We start from the raw sequence: 26,774 nt of genomic DNA, 5'->3' as shown, positions 1-26,774 counted from the left end.
TCACTACCAAGACGTGCCGGTCCGGAATAAACATCGCGCCCGATGAACTTGGCTCAAGAGTCGCCCCCTCCCCGACTCAGGAGCATCCATGACCCGTCCCGTCCGCGTCGCCGTGCAGATCCAGCCCGGCGGCGCACCCGATTACCGCACATGGCGCGAGGCTGTCCTCGCCGCTGACGACCTCGGCGTCGACGTGATTTTCGGCTACGACCACTTTCATCGCCCGGCGATGGAGGGCATCGTCGACGGCAAGCCCATCCTGACCGACGAGCAGCCCGACGTGGCCAACTTCGAGGGCTGGACCGCGCTCGCCTCGTGGGGCGAGATCACCTCACACGCCGAGATCGGGCTCCTCGTCACCGGCGTCGGCTACCGCAACGCAGACCTGCTCGCTGACATGGCGCGCACCGTAGACCACATCAGCGGCGGCCGGCTCATTCTCGGCCTCGGCGCGGGATGGTACGAAAAGGACTACACCACATACGGTTACGACTTCGGCACCTTCGGCTCCCGCTTCGATCTGTTCGACGACAGCTTGATTCGCATCGAAAACCGGCTCGCTGCACTGATTCCGCCGCCCGTGCGCAAGGTACCGATCCTCATCGGCGGCACCGGGCCAAAGCGCTCGCTGCCCGCCGTTGCCCGGCACGCCGACATCTGGCACGCCTTCCAAGACCTCGACGCCTTCCGCAGGTCCAGCGACCGCGTCGATGAGCTTGCAGCGACGTTCGGCCGCAACGGTGCCGATATCGAACGCTCGACGCTGTGGGAGAACGCCGATAGCGCCGACGCATTCCGCGAGGCAGGAGTCACGCTGTTCCAGACCGAACTCACCGCCGACAACGGTTACGACCTCGCGTCTCTCAAAGAGGTGCTCACCTGGCGGGACAACGGGTGAGGCGCGACGCCGTGCCCGTCGGTCTGGCTGTCGCACCAGCGAAACTGGAGGATGGGTTTCCCTCTTGAAGGGTCTGCGGCTTTCCTGAAGTCTGGAAGAGTGAATCGCAACGCACTCATCCATGTCTTCGCAGCCCTGCGGCTCGCTACCGGCCTCGCCGCGTGGTTGGTTCCTAACACGACCGGCCGGCTCATGGGACTGAGTGCCGGCCGCGATCAACCCCTCACTGCCCAACTCTTCGGCTCGCGTGAACTGACGTTGGCAGTCGCGATCACCGACGCCGCTTCACCGCCACTGCAGACGCGCGCGCTACAGCTTGGCCTGCTCACCGACCTCCTGGACGTCATCGCTGCCGTGCGCGGTGTACGGGCCCGAAGCCTGTCGGCCACCGGCGCCATCGTCGCCGGAGGCGGTGCTGCACTGTTCGCCGGCCTAGGCGCCGCGGCACTGTACAGTCGAGAAGAATCAGCCACGCGTTCGGTGCAGTAGCGCGTCGGTAGGCGACGCTTCGAACCGCAAGCGGATATAGAACCCATGCGCTTCGAGCCGGTGACGGCGTCAATCAAGGACAGTCATTCCCGCCACTGAGGGTAGGCGGGTCAAGCACCCCTTGCTCCCGTAGCAGGCGCGCGCAAGGCCCGACGGCCGCGCTGATGTTGCGGCTGAAGATCGACCAACGCTCTTGACCCCCAAAGCAATTGTGCAATGTCGTGACGTATTCCGTCAGCGTGTCGATATCGTCGACTGCGGCCAGGTACCGGCTGATCTTGTCGTATTCGATCAGCAAGTTGTTGTCGACTGCGCACCGCACCAACTGCTTTGTGGTGCTTATCTGTTCCATCTCAGCCAGCACCAGATCTAGGCCATCGCAGAGCGCGGCGGCGAGCTGGTGCATGTCGGTGCGATCGTTGAACCGCACCTCGTAAGGCAGATCAGGTACCAAATGCTCCCAACGATGTTGCATGAGCGAACCTTTGAGTGGATGACTCATTCGCTCGTATCCTGGGCATGCGGTGTCGACCTCAGCCGATCCGATGCCCACGTTGACAAAGAATCCGTGCCACGACGTCGTGCCGTTATGCCAGTCGGCTTGAAAGTTGATGATGTCGTAGAGCGGTCCCCGTTCCCGCTCGAAACCGGACCCGGCTACGTCGAACCCCCGCGCTCGCAGGAAAGGCCCGACATCGGCGGAAACCATGGCTGAGTAAGCGAGTTGCAATGAACCGTCGACTGTCCCCTGACCCATGACCCCAAGGCTAAGTCGCCGACACAGCCGTTCCGTGCACGAATTTTCCGGGGCGACGGCAAGGTGCACGACGTCAGCATGGTGAACGGCGCGATACCGACGCGCCGTCAGCGTTGCGCAGCAGCGCGGTGCACAAGCTCGAGGACCAGACTTGTCCAGTCCTTCTCGGTGAGCGGCTTGCCGCGATCTGCCGCCTTCGTTTTCCAGGCGCGGAGCGCCGCCAGGACGTCGTCATCGTCGCGGCGGCGGTACTCGCCGGCGCCGGTCGCGTCGCCCGCGGCTTCGGCGAGTAGCCGATCTTCGTGTGCGAGGTAGGCGTCAATAAGATCATCGGCGCAATGGACGGGGTGGAATGGCGATGATTGCGCTCTCATACCCCACGCTAGCAGCGCGTCATTGCGCATTGTCCCGCAATCGACAAAGGATTCAACGGGCCCGTACAGGTTGATTGTGAGGTGTCGTCCCGTTGCCAGACGGGTACGCCAGCATTATGGGCGAACATTCTCTGGACGGCGGCGGGCCGAGAAAGTCTGTCGTCATCGTCGGTAGCGGGTTCACCGGTTTCCAATGCGCACGGCGGCTTGCCGGTTTGGCACGCCGGCATCACGCGCCGATCGACATCACGATCATTTCGCCGGTCGATTACATGCTCTACACGCCGCTGCTCCCGGACGTGGCCGGAGGTGTCGTCGATGCGCGGTTCGTCACCGTCCCGTTGGCCGGTGCGCTCAAGGGCGTACGGGCGGTACGCGGTCGCGTCGACGGCGTTGACCTTGATGCCCGCACGGTGACGTTCACCGATCCAGAGCAGCGCGCGGCGAGCATGGCGTGGGACCGGCTGGTGCTGACGCCAGGATCCGTCACGAAGCTGTTCGACATTCCCGGTCTGGCCGAACATGCCCGTGGGCTGAAGACGACGGCCGAAGCGCTCTACCTACGTGATCACGTGATCGAACAGCTCGAGCTTGCGTGCCTCGATACCGACGCGACTCTGGCTCAGGCGCGGCGCACCATCGTCGTCGTGGGGGCCTCGTATTCGGGAACCGAGCTCACTGCCCAGTTGCGGGCGCTCGCGGATGCGGCCGCGAAGCAGATGAATTTCGATCCGCGATCCGTCAAGTTCCTGCTGCTCGACGTGGCGAAGCAGGTGATGCCAGAGGTGGGCAGCAAATTGGGCGAGGCTGCGATGCGGGTACTCGAAAGCCGAGGTATCGACGTACGGCTCGGCACGACACTCAAAGAGGTCCATGACGATCACGTGGTGCTGAGCGACGATTCGGTGGTGGGCACCCGTACCGTCGCGTGGGTGACCGGGGTGACCGCTGCGCCGCTGATCGAGACGCTGGGACTGGAAACCGAGAAGGGCCGGTTGAAAGTGCAGACCGATCTGCAGGTGCCGGGCCACCTCGACGTCTTCGCCGCCGGTGACGCGGCCGCCGTGCCGGACATGACCCAGCCTGGCAAGATCACTCCGCCGACCGCCCAACATGCGATCCGGCAAGGTAACACGTTGGGGCACAACGTTGCTGCCAGCCTCGGTTACGGCAACAGGCGACACTACAAGCACCGCAACATGGGTCTGGTCGTCGATTTGGGGCCGCGCTACGCTGTCGCGAATCCGCTGGGCGTGCACATGTCCGGCTTGCCTGCCAAGGCAGTCACCCGCGCCTACCACCTCTACGCCATGCCGCGAATGGTGAACCGGTGGGCGGTAGCGCTCGCGTATCTGACCGACGCCGTCTTCGCGCGCACTGTGGTGTCTATCGGACTGTCTTCAGAAGACGACGCCAGTTTCACTGCTGCCGAGGGTATTCGGTTGCCCAAGAACGCCTGAAATCCCGAAGTCCGCGGGCCTCCGGAAGCGCTCACGCTGACAGAGACGATGGTCCCCGAACAGCCCGCGGTTCTCGCCCACTCCACACCAAATCGGCGCCGTTCATCTGCTCCTCGGTGTGACAGCCTGCCCATCTGCGAAAATGAACGCGTGGCTTGTCCTACTACGAGGCCGTGGCAGTGACTGCCGACGACGACCTCGACTCGCTCTACGGCACGCGGCCGGAGGAGTTCACGGCTCGGCGCAAGGAGTTCGCGGCGGCCGCACGCAAGCGCGGTGACGCTGAGGCGGCCAAGGCGATCGCCGCGGCCCGGCGACCGACGATGGCGGCCTGGGTGGTGAACCGGCTGGCACTGACCGACGCAACGGTGCGCCGGCGAGTGGCCGATCTGCATGAGGCGCTGCGCGCCGCGCATGCAGCCATGGACGGGCAACGCATCCGCGAATTGTCCACGGTCCAGCGGCGTCTGGTACAGGAACTGACCCGCGCGGCGTTTGCGTCTGCAGGGTTGGATCCCGCGGCGGGTGTGCGCGACGACGTCACAGCCACGTTGCAGGCGGCGATCGCAGACCCCGAGGTCGCCGCCCGCCTGGGCCGGCTGTCTCGAGCCGAAGAGTGGTCGGGCTTCGGCGACTTCGGAGCTTCCTCCGCGGTCGTCACTCAATCATGGCCCGAGACCGGCTCGGTATCGCGGGCGACCCCACCGCTGTCGACGAAGAAACAGTCCGACTCGGACGTTGCCGCGCTGGACGAGGCTCGACGCAACCGCGACACTGCCGCGTCCGAGGTGAACGCAGCGCGCACCGCCCACGACAACGAGGTCGCCTCGGTGACTGAGCATCGTGCGAGCGTCAAAACTGCGCGTCGGCGCTACGAGAAGCTGCTCGAGGCGGTGGCCGCCGCTGAGCATGACATCGAGACGGCGACGACGCAGCTGGACGTAGCAGAGCGGTCAGCGCAAGCGCAGCAACGGAGGTTACAAGCCGCTGAATCGGCTCTGGCACAAGCAGAGTCGCGGCTGGGCCGACTCGGGGACGGCTGACTGCCCGCACTTCGCGGTGTGGACCACACGGATACGGAGGGACGGCATATGGCGTCGCGATGAGTTTTGCCCTCCGGTGCGGTCTGAGTTGAATGGGCAAACTCATCTATGGCTTCAACGTGTCGGTGGACGGGTACATCGCCGACGCACAAGGCAATATCGACTGGTCCGAACCGAGCGAGGAACTGCACCAGTACTGGAACGACTTCGAACGGGAGACTGCCCTGGCGTTCTACGGGCGCCGACTCTACGAACTGATGTCCGCCTACTGGCCGACCGCCGACCAGGCCCCCGACGCCACCCCTCTGATCGTCGACTTCGCCCGAATCTGGCGCAACATGCCCAAGGTCGTCTTCTCGCGCACGTTGGATTCGGTCGACTGGAACTCCCGCCTGGTGCGCGACGACCCGGTCGAGGTGGTGAGGCAGCTGAAAGCCGAAACCGACGGAACGCTGGAGGTGGCCGGCGCGACGCTGGCCGCACCGATCGTGCAAGCCGGACTGGTGGACGAATACCGGATCGTGGTTGCGCCCACCGCCGTGGGCGGCGGCATACCGTTCTTCCCGACCCTGCCTTCATGGATCTCGCTGCGGCTGTTGGAGAACCGCACCTTCCCGGGCGGCACCGTGCTGCTGCGCTACGAGACGAAACGCGACTGACCGGTCTCTCAGTCCGTGGCGGAGGCGATTCGGTCATGGACGAAGCCACAAGGCTGACGGTTCGCCATCCCGCCGGAACATCCAGGCGCGCCTACTCCGGCACCCGGAAACCGCCGATCTCCTTTTCGAGGAGTTCGGCCAGCCGCAACGGAGTGCGGTCCTCGAACATCGGACCGATGAGCTGCACTCCGACCGGCAGTCCCTCCGGAGACTGACCCGCTGGGATGGCGGTGGCGGGCAGGCCGGGCATTGTGGCCAGACCGGCCCAGACCAGCTGGTCGAAGTACGCGTACTCGACTCCGTCGACGTCAATCCGACGTTCCAACAGCTCAGGGTTGTGGTCGTGGCCGAACGCCGGAGTCGGCGTAATAGGACACACCACGACGTCGAACTCGCCGAACAACTGTCGCCAGCCGTAGCGGTGGAGCTCGCGACGATTGTTCACCTCGATCCAATCGCGGTGACTCAACACCATTCCGCGAAGTCGCGCCGCGTCGAGACTCTGGTCGTCTGGACTCAGACCTGCGGCGCGGGTCTGCAACTGCTCATACGCCTCGACGGGAAATCGTGCTGCGGAGCCAGAAAACAGCAACTGTGTGTACAGCAATGCGGCGTCGTCCAGATCGGGCAGCAGCTGGCTGCTTCGTTCGACGCGGGCACCATTGGAGACAAGCGCATCCGCAACCCGGTTGACTGCGGCGCGCACCGCGGCCCCGGTAGCAATGAACGGATGTTCGTCGAGGACCAGAACCCGAAAATCGGCGAGTCGTTCGTGGCGCGCAGGTGGCAGCGTCACCTCATGCGCCACGCCGACCGTCAGCGGGTCCGGTCCGGCCATCACGTCGAGCAGGAGTGCGAGGTCGCGGGCAGTGCGCGCCATCGGACCGACGACGGCGAGATCGGCCTCGGCCGGCAGGGCCGGCCCCGGCGGCGGGGTCATCCCGCGCGTCGCGGCCAGCCCGAGCGTTGGCTTGTGCGCGTAGATGCCGCAGAAATGTGCGGGGGTCCGAAGCGACCCGGCAAGGTCGGAGCCGATGGACAGTGCACCGAACCCGGAGGCCAGGGCCGCGGCCGAGCCACCAGAGGATCCGCCCGACGTACGAGCGTGATCCCACGGATTGTTGGTGGTGCCGTAGATCTCGTTGAAGCTCTGTATGTCCTGCAGCCCCAACGGCACGTTTGTCTTACCGAGCACCACCGCACCGGCGGCCTTGAGTCGCGACACCTGTACCGCGTCCTCGGCCGGCCGAAAGTCCCGGTACTGGGGCATGCCCCAGGTTGTGGGCAGCCCGACCACGTTGTATGACTCTTTGACCGTCACCGGAATACCCAGCAGCGGCCGATCCTCACCACGGGCACGCGCCTGGTCGGCATGCCGAGCAGCCTCTCGTGCACGGTCGAAGTCCGGCACGCAGATCGCGTTGATCACCGCGTCGTCCCGCTCGACCGCAGCGATCGCCGCCTCGATCAATTCCGCCGAGGACACCTCACCGGCGCGCAACGCGACCACCAATTCACGGGCCGACTGAAAATTCCGCTCCATGCGACTGACGCTAAAGGCCCACGCTCGAAGCCATAAAATCCTATTTCCCGCAACAGGAAAGTTTCCGTTCGACGCTCCTCAGGTCGACCGCATCGCGACGGAAACATGCTGTATAGCAGCATGTTTCATGCACCGCTTCGGCTGTTGTCTACAGCCCGGACGGTACGACCTTGTCGTTGACGGTCACCTCGACCTTGCCGGTCTTCGCGTCGAACTCGACCTTGCCGTGCTCGAAGGTCGACACGAGCAGATCACCATCGGTGTTCTCGTCGCTGGTGGGGACGCCCAGCGGCCCTGCCGACCCGTTATCGCCCGTCACCACGGGCACGCCGGCCGCGTCGCGCGGGACGTTCCAGGCCTCCCGGATCTTGCCCGCGACGATGTAGGCCGGTGTGCCCACTTCGTCGTTCTTTGCGACGATCACGCCGCCCTGGAACTGCTGGAACACCACGCCGCTGTCCCGGGTTCCCGCGTTGCGGTCACCGGTCAGTGGCTTGCCGAGAGTTTCCTTCTGCTTGTCGGTTGCCGATGCGTACTTGGCAGCGATCGGGCCGGTCAGCGTCACCTCGACGTCCCTATCTCCGGCGAGCTTCACTTCGTGGGGCTGCGCAGGGGATTCCGTCGCGGAGGTGACGATCAATTCGACCTGAGGCGGCGCCGACGCGTCGACGCTCGTGCCATTGCTGCAACCCGCAGCGATCAGCACAACAGCCGCCAGGCCGACGACGGCCGTGTTGCGGTATGCGTTCGTCCTCATGGGTTTTCCTCCCGCGTCTTGGTGTGGTGTGGCACACGTTGCGCCTGAACCCTTGCCCGGCCGGGACTATAACCGAACCACTTGAGTGGCGCAGGAGATCGCACCGTGCGCCGCTCGCCTGCGGGCGGCATCGCTGAGCAGTTCCAGGACGATCGGTCGCCTACTACGGCGTCACCAAGTCAGTCTGACGGTCTGGACGTGAAGAGTCAGGTGACAGGCTGCAGCGGGGCGCTGACGGCCTGACCGTACATATCTGCGGCAGCGCTCATCGCGGCCTTGATGGTGTTGTAGTAATGAGTTCCGACGCCGCCGCGGTACTTGAGCAACTGCGGGTTCTGCGCGAGCGTGGCCGCCAGCACAGCGTCGTTGTTGATGCCGTACTTCTTGAACGCCTCAGTGAACCGGCCGATGAACCGGGCTATCGACTTGTTGGGGTCTTGGCGCTCCGCGACGGTGCCGAAACTGGCCTTCTCCTGGAACAGCCCGATGACCTCATCGGCCGCACCTCCCGGGCCGCCATAGGCCTGCACACCGCCGGAGGCGGTCGGGCGGAAAGTGGACTCGATTTTCGCGGTGGCGATGACGGCCTTGATCTGGTCGTCGCTCAGCCTGGCGGCTCGGCCTTGGCTCACGATGGCCTTGACGATGTCCTGCGCGCTGGAGTCTTTGGTCACGACCACCGGCTTGGGGGCGACAACTGCGGGCTTGGCGACTGTGTCCGCCACCGGCGGTCGCTCAACGGCTACCACCGCAGGCCGGTGTATCGGGGCAGAAAGCAAAGTGGCACCGCCGACGCCGGTCGCAATGAGAACGGCGGTGATGCTCTTCTTTACGTGTCTCTGTTTTCCGAACTTCTCGATCGGTCCGCCGAACTTCGGCATGGTGGTACTCGCTTCTCTGGGTTTGAGTTAGTAGAGCCGTGTCAGACACGAGCACCCCCTCCCCCCGCGCTCCGGGCGCCGAAAAGACAGGGATGGACCGTGCATCGGTCATTCCGCGGCGACCAAGCGCCGATCCGACCAGAAGCGCGCGAATGCATGTTTGCTGCGTGCATTACAGCCGAGGCGACGCAAGAGTCAGCCCGCCGCCGACACGTCACATTTGTGGCAACTACCACCCTTATTGCCAGAATGTGGTCGATATCACCCTAGCTGGCACTACAGCGGTGCAGTAATTAGCCAGGAACTGTATTGGAACATTTGAGATCTGGCAAAACGCCAATAACGGTTCGGGCTGGAACGGCGGGCGATCGCATGGTTGCCGGTAGGCAACTCGTTTGCCGATGGGCAGTCGTACCCCCTGGTCAGACGTGCTCCCGTTCCGTTCGCGTCGCCACCGCTAGGTGCACAAATATTGTCCGTTGAGCACGCAATTCGACGGTGGTACGTACGAGCCCGACAACACGCCTCTGAGGCCGCCGGTGGCGGTACCGCCGGGTGCGATGATGCGATTCCAATTCGCGGGTGTGAGCACATAGTGCGTGCCATACCGCGTGAGGTTGCTACTCCACGTGTGCGAGACGGATTCACCCATCGGCAAGTCGAATTCAAGCTTCCAATCGGACAGTGGCACGGTGCTCGGGTTGGTGATGACGAAGTGGCCGATGAAACCGGTTTGCCATGTCGATGACACCGATAACCTCGCCGCAGGCGCAGCTGCGTGAGCCACGGGGGCGATGGCAAGTGCCGGGATCGCAAGTATCAACGCCGATACGCTTGCGTGAAGCGCTGTGCGCCAGTGCTTCACGTACTTGCCCAATCCCGCCATGGTGGCCAAAGTTAGAGCCGAAAGGGCGATGTCGGCGCCGCGCCTCGCGGGTTAGCTGCAATACCTATGCTCAACCGAAACCATCACGAAATCTGCAGCCTCGCTCACGGCTCAAAAGGCAGGAAGGGTCGAGGCCGGTCAGCCGGAAAATCGGCGGTTGAAACGGTCACCCCCGACGGCGACGCGATACCGGCCGCACCGCAGACAACACGTTTGACAGCCCCGCTTTTGGATACACCTCTGATGCAGGCAAACGGCAATTATTCCTGGAGGCAACAGGAATACGGCGGAGGGAGCCCAACGTGGCATTCTCACAGATCGCGATGAAAACGATGACGGCGGCTGCCGGGATCGCGGCGGCCGGAATCGTGGCGGCGACGCCGGCATATGCAGATCCGGAAACGCTGCAGTTCGGCCAAACAGCAGAGCTTCCCAGTCCAGGTGGCGCCATCGACTACACCGTGAGCAACTTGCAACCCAGCGGCCACAATGACGGAATCTGGTATGCCGACGTAACGGCCGAGGCCGTGAGCGGCTTCCCCACTCCGAACATTTCCGACTTCAACGCGCGGGCTGTCAACAGCTCTACTTACGCGGATATGAAGGGAAACCAGACGGACGGCCTGGCCAACCAACCGATCGCGCCAGGTACCCAAACCACCGGACGGATCTACTTTGACGTACGAGGCGGGACAGCACCCGACAGCGTCGTCTATCGGGACTCCGGCGGCACCGACAAGGTGGTCTGGAAGGGCTGATTGATTCGTCGGAAACGTGACGATTGCCCGTCGCCCTGAGGTAACACTTCTGGACATGACGATCGCAGAGGACGTCAGCGCCGAACGCGCAGCATTGACTGAGTCGTTGATCGAGCGGGGTCCCTCAGCGCCGACCGCATGCGGCGAGTGGACCGCGCTGGACCTTGCGGCTCACCTCGCGGGCGAAGAACGCTACGGCGGCGTGACGACCTTCATCGCCCGATCGCTGGTAACCCATGGAGTTTCGGTGGCAGGCACACCGAAGATGGTGGACACCGCGCTTCGCCGAGAACGACGCCACGGTTTTGCCGCAGTGGTCGATCGGTTGCGTCGCCCCATGCCGCGGCTGCTTCTACAGCCGGTGGTGGCTCCGCTGGCTCTGTTCGAATACTGGACCCACCACGAGGATCTCGTCGGCCTCGACACCCGAACCCACGCGGTGCCGGCCACACTCGTGGACGTCATTCCGCTCGTGCTGCGCTATCAACTCAGGAAGCTGCCCGCCGGCGCTCGGGTGACGATCGGTAGCAGCGACGGCGATCACCGGTGGTCGGTTGGGCCGAAGTCTGGGCCAGAGGTGATTCTCCGTGGCTCTCCCCCGGATCTGGTCCGCTGGCTGTCCGGGCGCCGCACAGCAGGCGAAATCAGCATGGCCGGGCCCGGCGCAACGGTGCAGGAACTCCGCGGATTCGGCGGTCGAGTCTGACTGCCCGACAACGGATCACCTCGCTGTCAGGTTGCCAGACGATGTCAACGAACCTGCTCGGGAACAGGTGCCTTCCAGGTTCCGTCGACTGCGGCTTCCTCAGGCCAGTACAGCCGTTCGATCAACACGAACGGACCGTCCGGAGCCGGCAGCCAGTTCGACTCCTTGTCCGCGCCCGGGGATTCCCGCTGCACGTAAAAGGTGTAGCCACCGTCGGCGTCCTTCTTCAGTTGCGGCAGCATCGGCGAGTTGATCAGGTACCGGTTGATCGGATTGGCCACGAGCAGGCTCTCCGGCAGTCGGTACATGGTGATCGACCAGAAACCCTTCACCGGCGGCAGCTGGCCGGGAGCGAATCGATAGGTGTACTTGTTGGCGCCATTGAGCGCGGCCCCCGCCGAATCCAGGCGGAAGATCGGATACATCGCCTCGGCGGTGTCATTGCCGTAGATGCCGTTGATCGCACCGGCCATGCGGTACAGATAGTTGGTACCCATCGTCCGGCGGTCGCCGAACATCTGCGCGGTCGTGACCTCACCGTTGTCGATCTTCGCCTGCAGCTCGTTGTATTCAGTCCACGCGTCGTTGAGCCCGTCCTGGAAGGCCTGCTGCTGGTCCGCGGGTAGCGCACCGATGTCGAGGTCCTTGTCGGTGCCGATCCCGATCGACGCGAACTTCGCCCGAAGCTCCTTCTCCGAGTCCAGCACCGGCACGTACTTCAGGACGAAGTTGAGCGTCTCGAAGAAGTTGGTCGACTTCCGCTGCTCGTCAGGGGTCTGCGGAACCACGAAGTCGATCGCGGCCGGCGCCGGGGGCGCCGCGGTACCGAGGAACTTCGACAGCGGTTCCACCTTGTAACCGGCCTGGATCGCCTTCACGTTGTCGATGTCGTTCGGGCCGAACAACTGGGTGCGGTACAACGCGAGCACGAAGTCGGTCTCGGCGTGCAGCACGCCGTCGATACCGGAAGGCTTCTCTCCCTTCCAGTTCGGGCCTGCGAGCAGGTACTTTCCGGGCTTGTTTCCGGTGGTGCGGCTGCCGAGGTAGCCCATGTTGTAGGTGTAGGCGTCGATGAGCTGCACCGAGTAGTACCGGTTGCTCTCCACCTCCGGCACCGTCAGTACCAGCGGTTCCGCCCGGAGATCCGCGCCCAGCGTCGAGTACGGGGTATCCGAGTTCGGGGTCTGCACTGCGGTATCCGCGGGAGTGGCGACGTGGGCATCGGAGTGCAGGGTGTTCCACGGACTGCGGAACTGCGAGCTCTGCTTGTCCTGGAAGTAGGCGTACTGGATCCGGTAGTTGTCCACCATCGGAAAGCCATAGACGTACGCCTGTTTGGCGATCTCGCGGATCTGAGCGGTGGTCAGCACGGACTGCTCCTTCGAATCGTTGCCTGGATCCTTGCCGCTACCGCAGCCGGTCAACGTGACCGCAAGCGTCGCCGCGGCGATGACGGCCATTCCACGAAGCCACGAAACATGTTGTCGCAACATCACATTCACCCGACCTTCTGCGGCGCAGGCGCCTGCCACGTGCCGTTGAGGGCGGCCTCCTTGGGCCAGTACAGCCGCTGCGTCAACCGGAACGGGCCCTCGGGCGCCGGCAGCCAGTTGGATTCCTTCTCCGGGCCGGGGGTTTCCCGCTGCACATAGATGGTGTAACCACCATCCGGATCCTGCTTCAGGCTGGGCAGCATCGGTGAATTGATCAGGTAACGATTGATCGGATTGGCCACCAGCAGGCTCTCCGGCATCCGGTACATCGTCAGCGACCAGAACGCGTTTACCGGGGGCAGCTGCCCGGGCGCATAGCGATAGATGTACTTGTTCGCGCCGTCGAGCGGAGCGCCCGTCGAGTCCTTCGAAAAGCTCGGGTACATGGCCTCGGCTTTGTCGTTGCCGTAGATGCCGTTGATCGCACCGGCCATGCGGTACGGGTAGTTGGTTCCGAGTGTCTGCCGATTGCCGAACAACTCACTCGGTGAGATCTCGCCGCTGTCCACCTTCGCCTGGATCGGATCGTATTCCTTCCAGGCATCGGTGATCGCCGCCTGGAAAGCGTCCTGCTCGTCCTTGCTCAGCGATGCGATATCCAGCTTCTTGTCCGTGCCGATGCCGATCGAGGAGAACTTCGCGCGCAGGTCCTTCTCGGTGTCCAAGACCGGCGCGAACTGCAGAACAAAGTTGAGGGTCTCGAAGAACTGCGGCGACTTGCGCTCCTCCTCGGCGGTCTGCGGAACCATGAAGTCCACTGCAGGTGCGGCGGTCGGCGCCGGCTTGCCCTGGAACGTCGACAGCGGTTCGGTTCCGTACTGGGCCTGAATCGCCTTGACGTTGTCGAGGTCGTCGGGCCCGAACAGCTGAGTCCGGTATGCGACGAAGGCGAATTCGGTGTCCGACTGAATCACCTTGTCGATACCGGCAGGCTTCTCACCCTTCCAATTCGGCCCCGCGAGAAGGTATTTGCCGGCATTGTTGCCGGTCGTCCGGCTGCCTACGTAGTCGAAGTTGTACATGTACTGATCCATGAACTGCAGCGAGTAATACCGCTTCGCTTCGATCGTCGGAACGCTCAGCACGTACGGTTCCGTGCGCAGATCGGCCCCGAAGAAGCTGTACGGGGTGTCCGAGTTAGGGGTCTGAATGGCAGTATCGGCCGGCGTGAACACCTGCGCGTTGGATTGAAGTGTGTTCCAGGGGGCCTTGTACTGCGGGTTCTGCTTGTCCTGAAAGTAGGCGTACTGGATCCGGTAGTTGTCCACCATCGGGAAGCCGTAGATGTAGGCCTGTTTGGCGATCTCCCGGATCTGGTCGGGGGTCACCTCTTCGGCGGGCGCACTCGAAACGTTGTCCGAACCTTTGTCACTGCCGCAGGCGACCGCGGTCAGCGCCATTGCCGCGACGGCCACCACGCTCAACTTCCGCCAAGACCTCTTGCTATCCATGCTGTCCCTTCTGTCGCCCGAGCCCCGCTCATCCTTGCCTGAGCCATTAGCTGGTGTCTTGACTTTGCTGGACATCTTCTTGATCGTGATGGACATGCAACTGGTCCATGGATCATCGCTGGTGGGATTCAGCGGACTCGTCGCCGCCCATGAGGGCGATCCCGCGGCGCTGCTGGAGCTCGCCGGCATCAATCCCGCCGATGCCGGACAACGTGACCGCTATATTCCGTTGCGCAGTGCCATCGCCGCGGTCGAAAGCGCAGCCGCGGTACTGGGTGCGGACGACTTCGGTCGCCGGCTCGCCGAGCGGCAGAGCATCGACATCCTCGGCCCGGTCGGAGTCGCGGCCCGCACCGCCGCCACCGTGGCCGAGGCGTTCACGATCCTCGACACCTACATGAGCGCCTACAGTCCCGGCATCACCGCACACATCCAGTCGCACACCGACGAGACGATGTGCCGGTTCGAATTCGACTTTCTGCTACACCCGGCGCCGCCTCAGGCCCAGGCCGTCGAACTGGCCCTCGGCGTCACCCTGCGCGTGCTGCACCTTTTCCTGGGCACCACCTACCGGCCCGTGTCCGTGCACCTGCCCCACCCCGCGCTGGGCACCAGAGCCGATTACCGCCGCTACTTCGGGTGCCCATCGCATTTCAGCGAACCGTTCGCCGGATTCACCCTGCACGCCAACGACTTACAACGCCCACTCAACCACGATCCGCTCGCTCATCAGCTCGCGTTGCACTACCTGTCCAATGCCCGCGCCGAACATGCAAGGGGCTTCACCGACACCGTGCGCAGGATCATCCGCCAGCTCCTGCCCACCGGAGAGCTGACCGCCGAACTGGTCGCCCGCCAGTTCGGCATTCACTCCAAGACTTTGCAACGCCGTCTCACCGCTGAAGGAACCACCTTTGCCGAGATGGTCGATCAAACTCGCCGCGAACTCGCCCATCGATTGTTGCTCGACACCGACCTGCCCCTCGTGCAGCTGTGTCGCCAACTCGGCTACGCCGAGCAGAGCGTGCTGACCCGCGCATGCAAACGCTGGTTCAGCTTGACCCCCACCGACTATCGCAACACCCGCATCGGGTTGGGAACTGCCGAATCGGCTCTGGCGCAGGCAGAATCGCAGCCGACCCGACTCACAGAAGAGTGACGGTGCGGTTCAAGCGTCAGACGCCGAAGGGTTTCGCATAGGCAACCTCACCGCTGGGTACCTTGTCATCAGGATTGAGAGTGAGGGCCAGGAAATTGTCGTCGGGTGCGGCAAACGGCGCAGTGATGCCGAGACGCGATGCCGGGACGAATCCGAATCGCGGGTAGTAATCAGCGTGCCCCAGAACGATTACCAGGTTCTCCCCCAGTTCTCGCGCCCGCGCGAGCCCCGCGCGAATAGCTGCCGAACCAGCCCCACCTCGCTGGAGGTCGGGCACGACCGCACAGGGTCCGAGCGCGAGCGCGGGATGGCTGTCGACCGTGCATCGCGTGAGCAACGCATATCCCACAATTTCGCCGCTCGCGTCGCAGCTGACGACGGACAGTCCGTCGATCCACGCGGCCGGGTCTTCCCGGAGCGCGTCGACGAGGTTCGCTTCCAACTCGGTGGGAAACGCTGCCGCGTTCACAGCGTGGATGCGGCTGACATCCTGCGGCTGTTCAACTCGTGTACTCCACATATCCCGCCTCAATCCTCAGACACTTGTCATTTTGGCAGTGTGCCCTCACTCACCGCCCGAGATGTCGGGGAAAGAACCGGGTGTCGATCCGGTCCGTGGGCACCGGGTGATGTCGACCCGGGAAGGCGTGCAGCACTTTGTCTTCCGAGCCGAACGCGCCGAACAACTCGAGACCGAATCCGCGTGGGATCTCCTCGTCGTCCCACGGGAGCAGGAACTCGATCGGGATGGTTACCTGTTTCGCCGCCTCCAGCAGCGCATCGTGTGCGACTACCCCACCGAAGAGCGCCGCGGTGATCCGAGGCTCGGCCGCGGCCAACGGTATGCCGATCGCGCTCGCCAGCGTCATGCCGGAGTAACCGATGGCCGCCCGCGCGTCGATCTCGGGTAGGGCCTGAACGGCGTCGATCGTCGCCTGCCATTCGGGGACGGCGCGCTCGGCCACCGAGTGGCAGTACTCAGCGAGGATCCGGCCGAATGACGGACTGCCCTCTGCCCGAGCCTGCTGGAAGGCGGTGACCAGGTGCACATCGGCTGCGCTCCGTGGCCGGTCGCCATGTCCGGGTGCATCAATCGAAACGACGTGAAAACCGTCCGTGAGAACCGAGGAACGGGCCCGCCCGACATGCCCCGGGGCCATTTTGTCCAAGCCGCCGGGGTGACCGGCCAGGACCACGGGCGCGCCGTCGGAGCCGGTTTCCGGTGACCAGAGCACGCCGGTGACGTCGTCCAGGGTGAAGGTGCGTTCGATGACACCGTTCGACGATGTCTCAGAAGTGAAATGCATGGTGTGGCGCCTTTCGGGAGTTCCATTGTTCAGGCGCTCCCGGCGACACCTACCTCGATCGCCCGACCGCGAACGCGAGTGGGAGCACCCACAGGGTTACAGCGTCCATGGGTCTCACCTCCTCGCGTGCCGTCACGGTCGCGAGCGACGCTATCAATTCGTCCGCAACCCGTCCAACGATTTTCGCGCGCGTGCGGTGGGGCCACGAACTGCACGCTCCGAGGGGCTTGCGGGCGTTACGTACCATCGAATTCGGGCAATCGGCCGTCCTATCCCGACGCGAAGGTTCTCCTATGTACACAATCGATTGCAACCAACCTCCCGCGGCGCCCAACCGCGGAAGAATCCACGGGCTCATGGGCCTGCTCGCAGCCTCGTCCACGGCGCTGGCAGTGGTGAGCGCTCCGGCGCCCCAGGCCGACGCGGCCCCATGTCCGGACGCGGAAGTGGTGTTCGCCCGCGGGACAGGAGAGCCTCCGGGTGCCGGCGGTATCGGGCAGGCCTTCGTCGACGCTGTGCGCGGCAAGGCCGGCGCGAAATCGGTCAGTGAGTACCCGGTGAATTACCAGGCCAGCGCCGACTTCGCCGACGGCATCCAGTTCGCCCTCACCGTTATCGACGGCATCAGGGACGCGACCAACCACATCCAGGCAGTGGCCGCGGACTGCCCCACCACCAAGATGGTCCTGGGTGGGTTCTCCCAAGGTGCTGCCGTGGCGGCATTCACCACTTCGGCCGATATCCCCGCGGGTGTCCCGGCGGCGTTCGTACCACCTCCGATGCCACCGGAGATCGCTTCGCACGTGGCTGCCGTCGCATTGTTCGGGAAACCGTCGAACCAATTCCTCAGCGATGCCGGGGCGCCGCAAATCACCATCGGGCCGCTCTATGCGCCCAAGACCATCGATCTGTGTGCCACCGGGGACAGCGTGTGCAATGGCGCCGCACCGGGGCCGCCGACCGGCGCCCACAACGCCTACATCGCCAACGGCATGGTCGACCAGGCCGCGCAGTTTGCGGTCAGGCGGTTGTAGCACCCGCTCCCGACGGCTCCCCTGTCTTCGCGGGCTCGCACCGCCACGCCTCTCCGCCTTCTCCCAGGCCACCTGAGCATGTCTTCATCCGCACGACAGAGCAGAGTAAAAACTATGGGTACCAAGCGAATCACCAACGGATCCGAGCGCACCCTCATCGAGAACACACTCGACCGAAACCGTGAAGCATTGATCGCGACCGCACGCGGGCTGGCTGAAGCCGACGCCCGCCGGCACCTCGTGACGTCGCTGACGACGCCGATCTCGTTGATAAAGCATGCCGCCGCAGCGGAGAGAATCTGGTTCCAAAGGTTCTGGGCCGGACTAGACGAATCCGAATGCGACGGGTACTCGAGGCGAGACGAAGGCACGTTCGCTGTCGGCGATCACGAGTCGCTGCCCGACGTGATCGCCGAGTTCCAGCGCGCCAGTCAGCGATCACGCGACATCGCGTCGCGGTTCGACCTCGACGCCACCATAGACATCCCTGCGGAGGGAACTGTGAGCATGCGGTGGACCCTGCTCGCCATGATCGAAGAGTTCGCCAGGCATGCCGGGCACGGCGACATTCTTCGCGAACAAATCGATGAGACCCGCTCTGACGGCAGAACCCGCCAAACTTCTTGACCTCAAACGCGCTTGGGCACAAGGGCCAAACGTGCCTCAGTCGAGACAGAACTCGTTACCCTCGATGTCCTGCATCACGATGTACGACTCGTTGATGCCGTCAGCCGGCACTATTCGCCCCCGCACGGCCCCCAGCGCCACCAAGCGTGCGCACTCGGCTTCCAGCGTTGCCAGGCGCTCTGGCCCCACGAGTCCGATGCCCACCCGGACGTCGAGATGCACACGGTTCTTGGCGGTCTTGCCTTCGGGTACGCGCTGAAAGAACAGTCGTGGGCCGACACCCGAAGGATCAATGCAGGCGAACGCCGATCCCTGACGCTCGGGGGGCAGGGACCGATCGAAGTCCGCCCAGGTGTCAAATCCCGGCGGTGCCAGAGGCACCACGTATCCCAGCACTTCGCACCAGAAGCGAGCTACGCGCTCCGGATCCGCGCAATCGAAAGTCACTTGAAATTGCTTGACCGAGCCCATCAGCCGACCCTAACCAGCTGCCGAGGTGATCGCTGGATAGTTCCGGCGGCTCGAGGACGTTCCCACGAGAAAGACAGGTCATTCGACATGTCTTCGGTGCGGCCCTCAGGAGGAACACGGTATGAGTTTGGACGACATGACAAGGGTGGGAAGTCCGGTCGACGAGTTGGTTCCGTCGCGCTACGCGGTACAGGTGGGTGACATCGAGGTGCTGGTGATCAGCGACGGAGTGTTGCCGATCACGGCCTCGACGTTGGCCACCAACGTCGACCAGGCGGACCTGGCGGGCTGGTTGGACGACAATTTTCTGCCGCCGGAGGTGGTCGACTGGCCGCTGAACATCGTGGTGGTCCGCAGCGGTGATCGGACCATCCTCGTCGACGCCGGGCTGGGGCTGGAATTCCCGGACTTCCCCCGCGCCGGCCAGACGGTCCAGCGATTGGAGGCTGCAGGTGTCGATCTCGGTTCCGTGACCGACGTCGTGCTGACCCACATGCACATGGACCACGTGGGCGGACTGATCACCGAAGGGGTGAAGGAACGGCTGCGGCCGGACCTGCGGGTCCACGCAGCGGCTGCCGAGGCTGAATTCTGGGAGTCGCCCGATTTCTCCCGCACTGTGATGCCGCAGCCGATCCCGGATGTGCTTCGGAGGGTTGCCACGCAGTTCTTGGACGACTACCGGGGCCAGCTGCGGACGTTCGAGACGGAGTACGAAGTGGCACCGGGCGTGCTCGTCAGTCGCACCGGCGGTCACACTCCCGGACACAGTGTGGTCCGCCTGGCGTCCGGCGGCGAGAAGCTGACATTCGCCGGCGACGCCGTGTTCGCACCCGGGTTCGACAACCCCGAGTGGCAGAACGGATTCGAACACGATCCCGAGGAGGCGGCCCGCGTCCGCATCGAGCTTCTGCGCGAGTTGGCGGCGACGGGAGAATCGCTGGTGGCCACCCACCTGCCGTTCCCATCCGTCTGCCACGTGGCGACCGCCGGCGACGCCTTCCGGTGTGTACCGGCCGGCTGGGATTACTGATCGCCTGCCGTGATTGGCCGGCGCTCCCTACGGGGAGCGCCGGCCAATCACGCGTTCCGGACCATGATGGCGTGGGGATTTCTACCAGCGAAGTTTCGGTTTCCACCCGTGGTAGGCGTGGAACTGCGAGCATGAGCAATGACGGTGCGGCGTTGGCAAACGTCAAACTGGCTTGGTTGGCCGGGGTGAAGGAGTGGAAGATGCGTTCGATGACGGCTTCTGAGGCGCGACACATGCTGACAAGATCTGCGGTGGCCGCAATCTGCGGGATCGCTGCGCTGGCCGCGGCTACTCCGGTGACTACGGCGTCCGTCGCTTCAGCGGCACCGCGCATACCCACGGCTCTCGATTCCCCCACCAGCCCGGATGATCCGGCGTGCGCCACGGAGGGATGGAATCCAGCCTGCTGGGGCGGCATGTACGACCAGACGCCAGACGACGGGATCCCCGGAGACAACGCCGCGGACGGGGGCATACCGGCCCCGGCGATGGTGCCGAATGTCGACGGATCGATGAGCCCACCTGGGACACCCGGGGCCATCTAGCGGCGACGCCTCCACGCCAGCCGGCACAGGCTAGATCTGCACGGCGTACAACTTCTTGCGGTATGCCGCCAGCGACCGCGCGCCCAGCGCCTTGACCAAAAGCCGTTGCGGCAGTGGCACTCCCGCCAGGAAAGAGCGGCGCTCTTCGGGGGAAGCGTAATCCAGCACAAGTCCGCCGAGGCGGATGCCCCATCGTGGATGTTTGGTCAAGAACGACGCTCCCCGCCTGACCGCGGTTTCCCACTCCTTCGCAGTCAGGTGCTGGACGATAACCGGCAAGGCGTCTCGCTCCTCTTCATCGAGGTGGGTCAGCACCTGTTCGGACAGCTGGGCGAACGACTCGCGCAGCCGGTCAGTGGTCGATCGCTGCGCGGAGTTCGTCCACGACACGCGATCTGCTTGTACCTCGTGGAGTGCCGTTGCGATACGCCCGTGCTGCGCTTCCATCAGCTCGAAGTCGGATCTCCGATCCAGCACTCTGGCCGACAGGATCGGCCAGACCAGCTCGTCTTCGGCCGCGTGGTGGTGATGCAACGCTTCGGTGATGAATTGCAGGTGTTCACCGACAATCCGCGCACGCGAGGTGTCGCCGGGCTGCACGCCGTCGATCAGCTCCGCCAGTTCACCGAACTCGCGGCGAAACACGCGGTGGACGAGCAACATGTCCAAGTCGTTGACCGGCATATCAAGCTTCCGTTCGGTGAACTGCGGCAACCGTCCAGGATCAGGATGCGTCGCACACCAGCTGTCGCAACAAGTATCCGGCTACCCCATTTGATAGTTCAGTGTTCTCTGTATTCACAATCCGATGTACTCTGAGCTCATGGAGACGCTGACGCAGGTCGCGGTGCTGGCCCGGTTCGGTCATGCCCTCTCGGATCAGACCCGGTCCAAGATCCTGCTCGCACTCAAAGACGCCCCGGGATATCCGGCCGATCTGGCCCATCAGGCCGGTGTGTCCCGGCAGAGCATGTCCAATCATCTTGCCTGCCTTCGTGGTTGCGGTCTGGTTGTCGCGGTCCCGGAAGGTCGGCGCACCCGCTACGAACTCGCCGACCCCAGGCTCGCCCACGCACTGAACGACCTGTTACATGTGGTGCTGGCAGGCGACCCCGGGCAGTGCCCGGACGCGGCATCCGATGGGTGCTGCTGATGGCGCCAGAGGTCCCGATGCCCGGCACTCCTCTGGCCCCGGCACGACGGGCGTTGCTGCACCAGCGGATCCGGTGGTTCGTCGCCGCGACCATCACCTACAACGTCATCGAGGCGATCATCGCGATCGGCGAGGGTGCCCGGGTGTCGTCGACCGCGCTGATCGGCTTCGGACTCGACTCCGTGATCGAGGTGTCCTCGGCCGCCGCCGTCGCCTGGCAGTTCTCGGGCCCGGACCCGGAGGCTCGCGAGAAGACCGCGCTGCGGATCATTGCGGTGTCGTTCTTCGCGTTGGCCGCCTACGTCACCGTCGAATCGATCCGATCGCTCGCCGGAGCGGAGGAGGCCAGACATTCGGTGATCGGCATCGCCTTGACCACGGCCAGCCTGGTGATCATGCCGGTGCTATCCACTGCCCAGCGCCGCGCCGGTCGCGAACTCGGTTCCCGCTCAGCAGTGGCGGACTCCAAACAGACGCTGCTGTGCACCTACCTGTCCGCGGTGGTCCTCGCGGGGCTGGTCCTCAACAGTATGTTCGGCTGGAGTTGGGCCGATTCGATCGCCGCACTCATTCTCGCCGGCGTTGCCGTCAACGAAGGACGCGAAGCGTGGCGGGGCGAAACCTGTTGTGGAGAATGAGAACCCGGCGGCTCGTCGCCGACAAGCCCGCGACCACCTGAGGACAAGCCCAGGGCACCGATCACACATTGACGTCGAATCCCAGGTCGACATCGCAGGCGGCCTGCCCGCCCCGAATGCCCCAGTTTTGTGTCGGATGGTCGCGTACAACGATGGTGACGTGGTCCGGCGGGATGCCCAGTACCTCCAGGCGATTGACGATCTCCCGGTAGAGATTCCGCTTGGCCTGCACGGAACGGCCGGCAAAGCAGTCGACTGTCACGAGGGTGCACAGCTCGGGTTGCGCCACGCCGGGCGAATGCGAGAACCGATGAGGCTCATGGGATACCAGTCGGACGTGCTTGTCGCCGGCCGGGATCTGGAAGGCGGCCACTAGCGCGTCGTGCACCGCATCGATGATCGCCACCTCTGCGGACTCGCGATAAGGCCGCCGTACTTCGATGAGTGTGCTGGGCATCGGGGAATCGTCACATACGTTGTGTGCCGGGGTCACTCGAATTTTGTGCCGCCATGCCGATTGACACCGATGAACGACACAGCAAGGGGCCCCAGCCCGGAAACCGGCTGGGGCCCACTGACTTGCCTACTGTTACGCCTGGACCTGTCCGAGGGTGACGTCGACGGTGCGCGGAGCACCCGACGGATCCTCATAAGTCAGCGTCACGGTGTCCCGCGGCGCCTTGGAGCGCACGGCAGCGACCAGGGCATCGGGACCGTCGATCACCTGGTTGTCGACCTTGGTGATCACCGCGCCGTCGGGCAGACCGGCCGCGGCTGCCGGGCCTCCGGCGACCACGCCGGCGACCGTCGCGCCGTGCGAATCGTCACCGGAGAGCTGGACACCCAGCGAGGCGTGCTGGACGGTCCCGGTCGAAACCAGTTCGTCGGCAATGCGTTTGGCCTGATCCACCGGAATCGCGAAGCCCAGACCGATCGACCCGGCCTGCCCACCGCCCTGCGAACCCTGACCACCGCCCAACGATGCGATCGCCGAGTTCACTCCGATGAGGTCGCCGTTCATGTCGACCAGTGCACCGCCGGAGTTGCCCGGGTTGATCGCGGCGTCGGTCTGGATGGCGCTCATCACCGAATTCTGGCCACTCTGCTCATCGCCTGTGGCGACCGGACGATCCAGCGCGCTGATGATGCCTGTGGTCACCGTTCCCTGCAGCCCCAACGGCGAGCCCACCGCCACGACGTTCTGCCCCACCTTCAGGTCCTTCGAGGAACCGATCGTGATCGGGGTCAACCCGGACACGTTCTGTGCCTTCACCACCGCGATGTCGTCGTCGGGGTCGGTGCCGACGACCGTGAACGGCACCGTTCGGCCATCGGACATGGTCACGGTTGCCTGCATGGCGCCGTTGGTCCGGCCGGAAGTCCTGGCCGACGGCCCGTCAGGCGAATACTGATCGTCACCCGGGAACTGCCCACCGGGGAACAGTCCGCGCGGCATTCCGGGGAACTCGCCATCAGGTGAGCCGTCGGCGGCCAGCGGTCCCTGAGTGCCCGCTCCGCGCGCGGCGGCCGCCACGACATGATTGTTGGTGAGGATCAGACCGTCCTCGCTGAGGACGATCCCGGATCCCTCCTCGCGCCCCTGCCCGGTCTCGACCTGCAGCTTGACCACACTGGGCAGCACCTTGGCAGATACCTGTTCGACCGATCCGGCCGGTGCGGAACCCTTCGGCTGTACGGGGGCGGATCCGGTGGTCGGCGCCGGTATGCGGGCGTGGTCAGCAACCGGCGCCTGTGCGACAGTGGTGGGCTTTCCGGCCTGGTCGACTACCGCGACCGCTGCGACTGCGCCGGTGGCCATGGCCACCGCGGCAGTGCCGGCGACCAGCACGCCGACGCGGGACTTCTTCTTCGGCTGTGAAACGTCCTGTACCGGAGGCGCATCGAACGTCTGGGTCGTCCCAGGATGCAATCCATACGGAGGAAACGGTTGCTGATAGCCGGTCCGGCTCCATGGGCTTGGATTCCGTTGATCCTCCGCCTGTTTCGCAGTCCACTCGCGATTGCTACTCTGCGGCGACTTACCCGACCAATAATTCATTCCGATTGCTTCTTCCCTTGCGACACCGACATATATGCGCCGTGCCGGCGCCTATCTAGATGGTGCAGTGCCCCACTGAGGGTTTGCTGAGAGTGAGTTCGGTGCTGCCCAAGACTTTTTCGGCGCCGCAAGGCGCTACTGCCGGAGAAAGCCCCCCGGCTCAGCGCCGGCCAGCATCTGCTCCGCGTCGAATTGCTCGAACGTCTCCACGCGCGTGAACCCAGCCGCTAGGCGTGGCGGAGCGCGGCGAGGTTTGCTGTCCGGGTGATGATCACGGTCGGTTGATCAGCCCAGCGGATTGAGCACGAAGGTGCACAACCGCGGCAGGTTCCTCAGTGGGATCCAGACCATCACCTGACGGCAGGTTCCCGTCGCCTGGCCGATCGGGCCCCCGCAGACCGGCCAGGCGCCGAGACCTTGGGTCTGCATCACGTTGCGAGCCACGCGGATCTGTTCCTCGCGACTCGCCGCGGCGGGCGACCCCATTCCCCCGTGCGAGGCCCACGTAGCCGGGGTGAACTGCAGCCCGCCGTAGAAGCCGTTGCCGGTGTCCGCCGCCCAGTTTCCGCCCGATTCGCACTGAGCCATCGCGTCCCAGTTCGGTTCGGCGCCGGCGTTCGGAACTGTCAGGAGTGTCTGAGTCAGGGCGATCGCACCGACGAACCCGATTACGGTGACGACCTTGCGCACGCGCATGTCGATCCCTTCATGGCGGCGTGCGCTTGGATGCACGCCGGTAATGGCGGGGCGACAGACCATTTTCAGCCCATCGTGATACAGAGTTTACCGATGGGGCGGAAGTAAAATAGCCGTGCTAGAGAGTCTAATTATCTTCTTTGAGTTTATTTAATAGTTATGGGTCTCATGGGGCCGGTGGGGATAGCCCCATCCGTCTGTTCCGCGCCAAAACCCCAGTTCAAAGCCATGACCGCACGCCAAGGGCGGAGGCAATCGCGCGCGTCTGGTTTCACAGAGTTCGGCGTCAGGTGCTGTGAAATTTGGGGCCTATTGTGAATTTAGTTTCCCATGAGATGCCAGTGAAAGAATTGAATTTTGATGCCAATGTTACTGGTGAGGTAGGTGTGGTTATTGTTACATCGAATTACTGGTTACGGCCGCGGGCCGCAGCCGGGCGATGATCCCGTCGAGGTCGACGAAGAACATGTCGGGACGGAAGACGTGACCACCGGGCAGCTCATGCGCTTCATATGGAATTCCTGCGTGGTCGAGAAGGCCGCGGAACTCACGCTGGCCGGCGAGTACCTCGGTCTCGTTGGCACTGTCGAACCAGTTGATCGGATCTGGACTGGTGCCGGCGACGAGGAAGACGCGCTTGTTGCGATAGCTCTCGATCCGCTCGACCGGGTTGTCGGCACTGACCCTGGCCTGGTCCCACAGCGGGGCGCCATAAACCGTGCCACCTGCCAGATCCAGCACCGCGGACGTGATGTTTGCCCAGTGCACGACGAGGCCGAAATCGCGGCGCAGGCTTGCCGGGCCCGAATGGGCACTGACCGAAGCGAAGTGGCCGTAGTATTTCGCCGCGTACTTCAGCGCCCCGAAGCCGCCCATCGAGAATCCGCCGACCGCTCGGCCGTCGTACTCCGCGTACGTCCGGAAGTTCGCTTCGATCCAGGGCAGCAACTGGGCGATGTGGAACGTCTCCCAGTTCCGTGGTCCGGAGAAAGACGTGACCGGGTTTGAATACCAGCCGGCGTGCCCACCGTCGGGCATCACCACGATGATCGGCTTTCCGGCGGTCCAGTCACGGATACCCATGAAGTCGAACGAACGGAAATCGTCGTTGCCGCCGTGGAACATGTAGAGCACCGGATACGTGCGCCCACTGGTGTGATAGTCGTCGGGAAGCAAGACGTTGACGCCGGGGTTCCAGCCGACTGCCGCAGTCTGGAATCGGTAGTACCACAGGCGAGGATCGTTCTCATTACGGTCCACGATCCGCAGGCCGAATCCGTCGCCGCGCCCGGTGAATATGACCAGCGACTGTCCGGGGTTTATGGCGCCGGAGTCGGTGATGCCATTCACACCGGCGATCGGTGGATAGAACGACGGGTCACCGTAGAAGCGTGATGCCAACGCCGACAACGTATCTCCCGGAGCCACCAGGTATTTCCTCAGCTCCGGGATGATCAGTTGCTGACCGGGATTGAGGCCGGCATCCGGGCCGACGCCACTGGCAGTGGCGATCAGCCGCGACAGATCGGTCTGCCCATAGAAGCGCGACGCCACGCTCGACAACGTATCCCCCGGGGCCGCGGTGTATCGCGCGTAGTCGGGAAAGAGCAGCCGTTGCCCCACCTGGATGACGTTGGGATCGGATACACCGCTGGCCGCGGCGATCAGTCGGTAGCGTTCGGCATCCCCGTAGAACCGCAATGCCAACGCTGACAGCGTTTCCCCCGGCACAACCGTATGAATCCTGACCATGGTTCCCCTCCTTCAGTTGCAACTAGCTCTGGTCCTGGCGCTTGTGGTTACGACGCCGGTTGCCCTGATGTCAACAAGTCTAGGCCCGCGGCCGACAGCGTGAAATGGTTGACTTCTAAGGCATTACGAGTTCTCGGCATGCTGA

The 26,774-nt window shown here is 64.2% G+C and carries 30 protein-coding genes; 14 read left to right on the top strand and 16 right to left on the bottom strand.

The window, feature by feature from the left end; all coding sequences use genetic code 11:
* Positions 1 to 88 precede the first annotated feature (88 nt).
* Both ACZYZF_RS26355 and ACZYZF_RS26350 read left to right on the top strand, forming a co-directional pair.
* The gene (locus ACZYZF_RS26355) at positions 89 to 898 is read left to right on the top strand and encodes an LLM class F420-dependent oxidoreductase (RefSeq protein WP_463837244.1); all 810 of its coding nucleotides are present in this window, start codon (positions 89 to 91) and stop codon (positions 896 to 898) included.
* A gap of 99 nt (positions 899 to 997) precedes the next feature.
* Complete coding sequence (locus tag ACZYZF_RS26350) at positions 998 to 1,387, top strand: hypothetical protein (protein WP_463837243.1); 390 nt, start codon at positions 998 to 1,000, stop codon at positions 1,385 to 1,387.
* Positions 1,388 to 1,460: 73 nt separating this feature from the next.
* Here the strand turns inward: ACZYZF_RS26350 and ACZYZF_RS26345 are convergent, their stop codons facing one another.
* Positions 1,461 to 2,144 (bottom strand): DUF4304 domain-containing protein, encoded by a 684-nt coding sequence (locus tag ACZYZF_RS26345; protein WP_463837242.1) that lies wholly within the window; start codon positions 2,142 to 2,144, stop codon positions 1,461 to 1,463.
* A gap of 107 nt (positions 2,145 to 2,251) precedes the next feature.
* Positions 2,252 to 2,518, bottom strand: a complete 267-nt coding sequence (locus tag ACZYZF_RS26340) for a hypothetical protein (protein WP_463747983.1) — start codon at positions 2,516 to 2,518, stop codon at positions 2,252 to 2,254.
* A 116-nt stretch (positions 2,519 to 2,634) separates the two neighbouring features.
* On the opposite strand from ACZYZF_RS26340, the gene ACZYZF_RS26335 reads away from it, so the two are divergent.
* The 3 genes from ACZYZF_RS26335 (at position 2,635) to ACZYZF_RS26325 (ending at position 5,680) form a co-directional block, all read left to right on the top strand.
* Complete coding sequence (locus ACZYZF_RS26335; RefSeq protein WP_463837240.1) at positions 2,635 to 3,978, top strand: NAD(P)/FAD-dependent oxidoreductase; 1,344 nt, start codon at positions 2,635 to 2,637, stop codon at positions 3,976 to 3,978.
* Between the two features lie 173 nt (positions 3,979 to 4,151).
* On the top strand, positions 4,152 to 5,021 hold the full coding sequence (locus ACZYZF_RS26330; RefSeq protein WP_463837238.1) for a hypothetical protein: 870 nt from the start codon (positions 4,152 to 4,154) through the stop codon (positions 5,019 to 5,021).
* Between the two features lie 92 nt (positions 5,022 to 5,113).
* A complete protein-coding gene (locus ACZYZF_RS26325; RefSeq protein WP_463747980.1) occupies positions 5,114 to 5,680 on the top strand; it encodes a dihydrofolate reductase family protein in 567 nt (188 codons plus the stop codon).
* 91 nt (positions 5,681 to 5,771) lie between these two features.
* Here ACZYZF_RS26325 and ACZYZF_RS26320 read toward each other — a convergent pair whose 3' ends face one another.
* From ACZYZF_RS26320 to ACZYZF_RS26305, 4 genes are all read right to left on the bottom strand, one after another.
* On the bottom strand, positions 5,772 to 7,223 hold the full coding sequence (locus tag ACZYZF_RS26320) for an amidase (RefSeq protein ID WP_463837236.1): 1,452 nt from the start codon (positions 7,221 to 7,223) through the stop codon (positions 5,772 to 5,774).
* A gap of 148 nt (positions 7,224 to 7,371) precedes the next feature.
* Positions 7,372 to 7,980, bottom strand: coding sequence for an LGFP repeat-containing protein (locus ACZYZF_RS26315; RefSeq protein ID WP_463837235.1), 609 nt, complete (start codon positions 7,978 to 7,980; stop codon positions 7,372 to 7,374).
* Between the two features lie 206 nt (positions 7,981 to 8,186).
* Positions 8,187 to 8,705, bottom strand: coding sequence for a hypothetical protein (locus ACZYZF_RS26310; RefSeq protein WP_463747977.1), 519 nt, complete (start codon positions 8,703 to 8,705; stop codon positions 8,187 to 8,189).
* Positions 8,706 to 9,318: 613 nt separating this feature from the next.
* Positions 9,319 to 9,747 (bottom strand): cellulose-binding domain-containing protein, encoded by a 429-nt coding sequence (locus tag ACZYZF_RS26305; protein WP_463747976.1) that lies wholly within the window; start codon positions 9,745 to 9,747, stop codon positions 9,319 to 9,321.
* A 302-nt stretch (positions 9,748 to 10,049) separates the two neighbouring features.
* On the opposite strand from ACZYZF_RS26305, the gene ACZYZF_RS26300 reads away from it, so the two are divergent.
* A complete protein-coding gene (locus tag ACZYZF_RS26300) occupies positions 10,050 to 10,505 on the top strand; it encodes a DUF1942 domain-containing protein (RefSeq protein WP_463747975.1) in 456 nt (151 codons plus the stop codon).
* A gap of 55 nt (positions 10,506 to 10,560) precedes the next feature.
* Positions 10,561 to 11,211 carry a maleylpyruvate isomerase family mycothiol-dependent enzyme gene (locus ACZYZF_RS26295; protein ID WP_463747974.1) on the top strand — a complete coding sequence of 217 codons (651 nt, stop codon included), beginning with the start codon at positions 10,561 to 10,563 and terminating at the stop codon, positions 11,209 to 11,211.
* A 44-nt stretch (positions 11,212 to 11,255) separates the two neighbouring features.
* Here the strand turns inward: ACZYZF_RS26295 and ACZYZF_RS26290 are convergent, their stop codons facing one another.
* The gene (locus ACZYZF_RS26290) at positions 11,256 to 12,671 is read right to left on the bottom strand and encodes a DUF1254 domain-containing protein (protein ID WP_463837234.1); all 1,416 of its coding nucleotides are present in this window, start codon (positions 12,669 to 12,671) and stop codon (positions 11,256 to 11,258) included.
* Positions 12,672 to 12,709: 38 nt separating this feature from the next.
* Positions 12,710 to 14,155: a DUF1254 domain-containing protein gene (locus tag ACZYZF_RS26285; protein ID WP_463747972.1), complete on the bottom strand. Its 1,446-nt coding sequence runs from the start codon at positions 14,153 to 14,155 to the stop codon at positions 12,710 to 12,712.
* A 94-nt stretch (positions 14,156 to 14,249) separates the two neighbouring features.
* On the opposite strand from ACZYZF_RS26285, the gene ACZYZF_RS26280 reads away from it, so the two are divergent.
* Complete coding sequence (locus ACZYZF_RS26280; protein ID WP_463748073.1) at positions 14,250 to 15,314, top strand: AraC family transcriptional regulator; 1,065 nt, start codon at positions 14,250 to 14,252, stop codon at positions 15,312 to 15,314.
* A gap of 16 nt (positions 15,315 to 15,330) precedes the next feature.
* Here the strand turns inward: ACZYZF_RS26280 and ACZYZF_RS26275 are convergent, their stop codons facing one another.
* Both ACZYZF_RS26275 and ACZYZF_RS26270 read right to left on the bottom strand, forming a co-directional pair.
* Complete coding sequence (locus tag ACZYZF_RS26275) at positions 15,331 to 15,834, bottom strand: GNAT family N-acetyltransferase (protein WP_463747971.1); 504 nt, start codon at positions 15,832 to 15,834, stop codon at positions 15,331 to 15,333.
* A 49-nt stretch (positions 15,835 to 15,883) separates the two neighbouring features.
* On the bottom strand, positions 15,884 to 16,621 hold the full coding sequence (locus ACZYZF_RS26270) for an alpha/beta hydrolase family protein (RefSeq protein ID WP_463837233.1): 738 nt from the start codon (positions 16,619 to 16,621) through the stop codon (positions 15,884 to 15,886).
* 356 nt (positions 16,622 to 16,977) lie between these two features.
* On the opposite strand from ACZYZF_RS26270, the gene ACZYZF_RS26265 reads away from it, so the two are divergent.
* Together ACZYZF_RS26265 and ACZYZF_RS26260 are read left to right on the top strand one after the other, a co-directional pair.
* Positions 16,978 to 17,655 carry a cutinase family protein gene (locus ACZYZF_RS26265; protein WP_463748072.1) on the top strand — a complete coding sequence of 226 codons (678 nt, stop codon included), beginning with the start codon at positions 16,978 to 16,980 and terminating at the stop codon, positions 17,653 to 17,655.
* 114 nt (positions 17,656 to 17,769) lie between these two features.
* Complete coding sequence (locus ACZYZF_RS26260) at positions 17,770 to 18,282, top strand: DinB family protein (RefSeq protein WP_463747969.1); 513 nt, start codon at positions 17,770 to 17,772, stop codon at positions 18,280 to 18,282.
* 36 nt (positions 18,283 to 18,318) lie between these two features.
* Here ACZYZF_RS26260 and ACZYZF_RS26255 read toward each other — a convergent pair whose 3' ends face one another.
* Positions 18,319 to 18,753: a VOC family protein gene (locus ACZYZF_RS26255; protein WP_463747968.1), complete on the bottom strand. Its 435-nt coding sequence runs from the start codon at positions 18,751 to 18,753 to the stop codon at positions 18,319 to 18,321.
* Between the two features lie 121 nt (positions 18,754 to 18,874).
* Between ACZYZF_RS26255 and ACZYZF_RS26250 the strand changes: the two genes are divergently transcribed.
* A complete protein-coding gene (locus tag ACZYZF_RS26250; RefSeq protein ID WP_463747967.1) occupies positions 18,875 to 19,786 on the top strand; it encodes an MBL fold metallo-hydrolase in 912 nt (303 codons plus the stop codon).
* A 131-nt stretch (positions 19,787 to 19,917) separates the two neighbouring features.
* Complete coding sequence (locus tag ACZYZF_RS26245; protein ID WP_463747966.1) at positions 19,918 to 20,331, top strand: hypothetical protein; 414 nt, start codon at positions 19,918 to 19,920, stop codon at positions 20,329 to 20,331.
* A gap of 30 nt (positions 20,332 to 20,361) precedes the next feature.
* Here ACZYZF_RS26245 and ACZYZF_RS26240 read toward each other — a convergent pair whose 3' ends face one another.
* Positions 20,362 to 21,045 (bottom strand): hemerythrin domain-containing protein, encoded by a 684-nt coding sequence (locus ACZYZF_RS26240; protein WP_463837231.1) that lies wholly within the window; start codon positions 21,043 to 21,045, stop codon positions 20,362 to 20,364.
* Between the two features lie 109 nt (positions 21,046 to 21,154).
* Here ACZYZF_RS26240 and ACZYZF_RS26235 point away from each other — a divergent pair, with 109 nt between their 5' ends.
* The gene (locus ACZYZF_RS26235) at positions 21,155 to 21,484 is read left to right on the top strand and encodes an ArsR/SmtB family transcription factor (RefSeq protein ID WP_463747964.1); all 330 of its coding nucleotides are present in this window, start codon (positions 21,155 to 21,157) and stop codon (positions 21,482 to 21,484) included.
* Positions 21,484 to 22,122 carry a cation efflux transmembrane domain-containing protein gene (locus ACZYZF_RS26230; protein ID WP_463747963.1) on the top strand — a complete coding sequence of 213 codons (639 nt, stop codon included), beginning with the start codon at positions 21,484 to 21,486 and terminating at the stop codon, positions 22,120 to 22,122. Before ACZYZF_RS26235 ends, ACZYZF_RS26230 begins: the two co-directional genes overlap by 1 nt.
* Before the next feature lie 61 nt (positions 22,123 to 22,183).
* Here ACZYZF_RS26230 and ACZYZF_RS26225 read toward each other — a convergent pair whose 3' ends face one another.
* From ACZYZF_RS26225 to ACZYZF_RS26210, 4 genes are all read right to left on the bottom strand, one after another.
* Positions 22,184 to 22,579, bottom strand: coding sequence for a tautomerase family protein (locus ACZYZF_RS26225; RefSeq protein ID WP_463747962.1), 396 nt, complete (start codon positions 22,577 to 22,579; stop codon positions 22,184 to 22,186).
* 132 nt (positions 22,580 to 22,711) lie between these two features.
* Entirely contained in the window at positions 22,712 to 23,968 is a 1,257-nt protein-coding gene (locus ACZYZF_RS26220) for a S1C family serine protease (protein ID WP_463837341.1), read from the bottom strand.
* Between the two features lie 498 nt (positions 23,969 to 24,466).
* The gene (locus tag ACZYZF_RS26215) at positions 24,467 to 24,877 is read right to left on the bottom strand and encodes a transglycosylase family protein (RefSeq protein WP_463747961.1); all 411 of its coding nucleotides are present in this window, start codon (positions 24,875 to 24,877) and stop codon (positions 24,467 to 24,469) included.
* Positions 24,878 to 25,273: 396 nt separating this feature from the next.
* Positions 25,274 to 26,629, bottom strand: a complete 1,356-nt coding sequence (locus tag ACZYZF_RS26210) for an alpha/beta hydrolase-fold protein (protein ID WP_463747960.1) — start codon at positions 26,627 to 26,629, stop codon at positions 25,274 to 25,276.
* Between the last annotated feature and the right edge of the window lie 145 nt (positions 26,630 to 26,774).

The organism is Mycobacterium sp. IDUB_24 (assembly GCF_055419385.1).
This window is presented reverse-complemented; position numbering and strand designations above follow the sequence as displayed.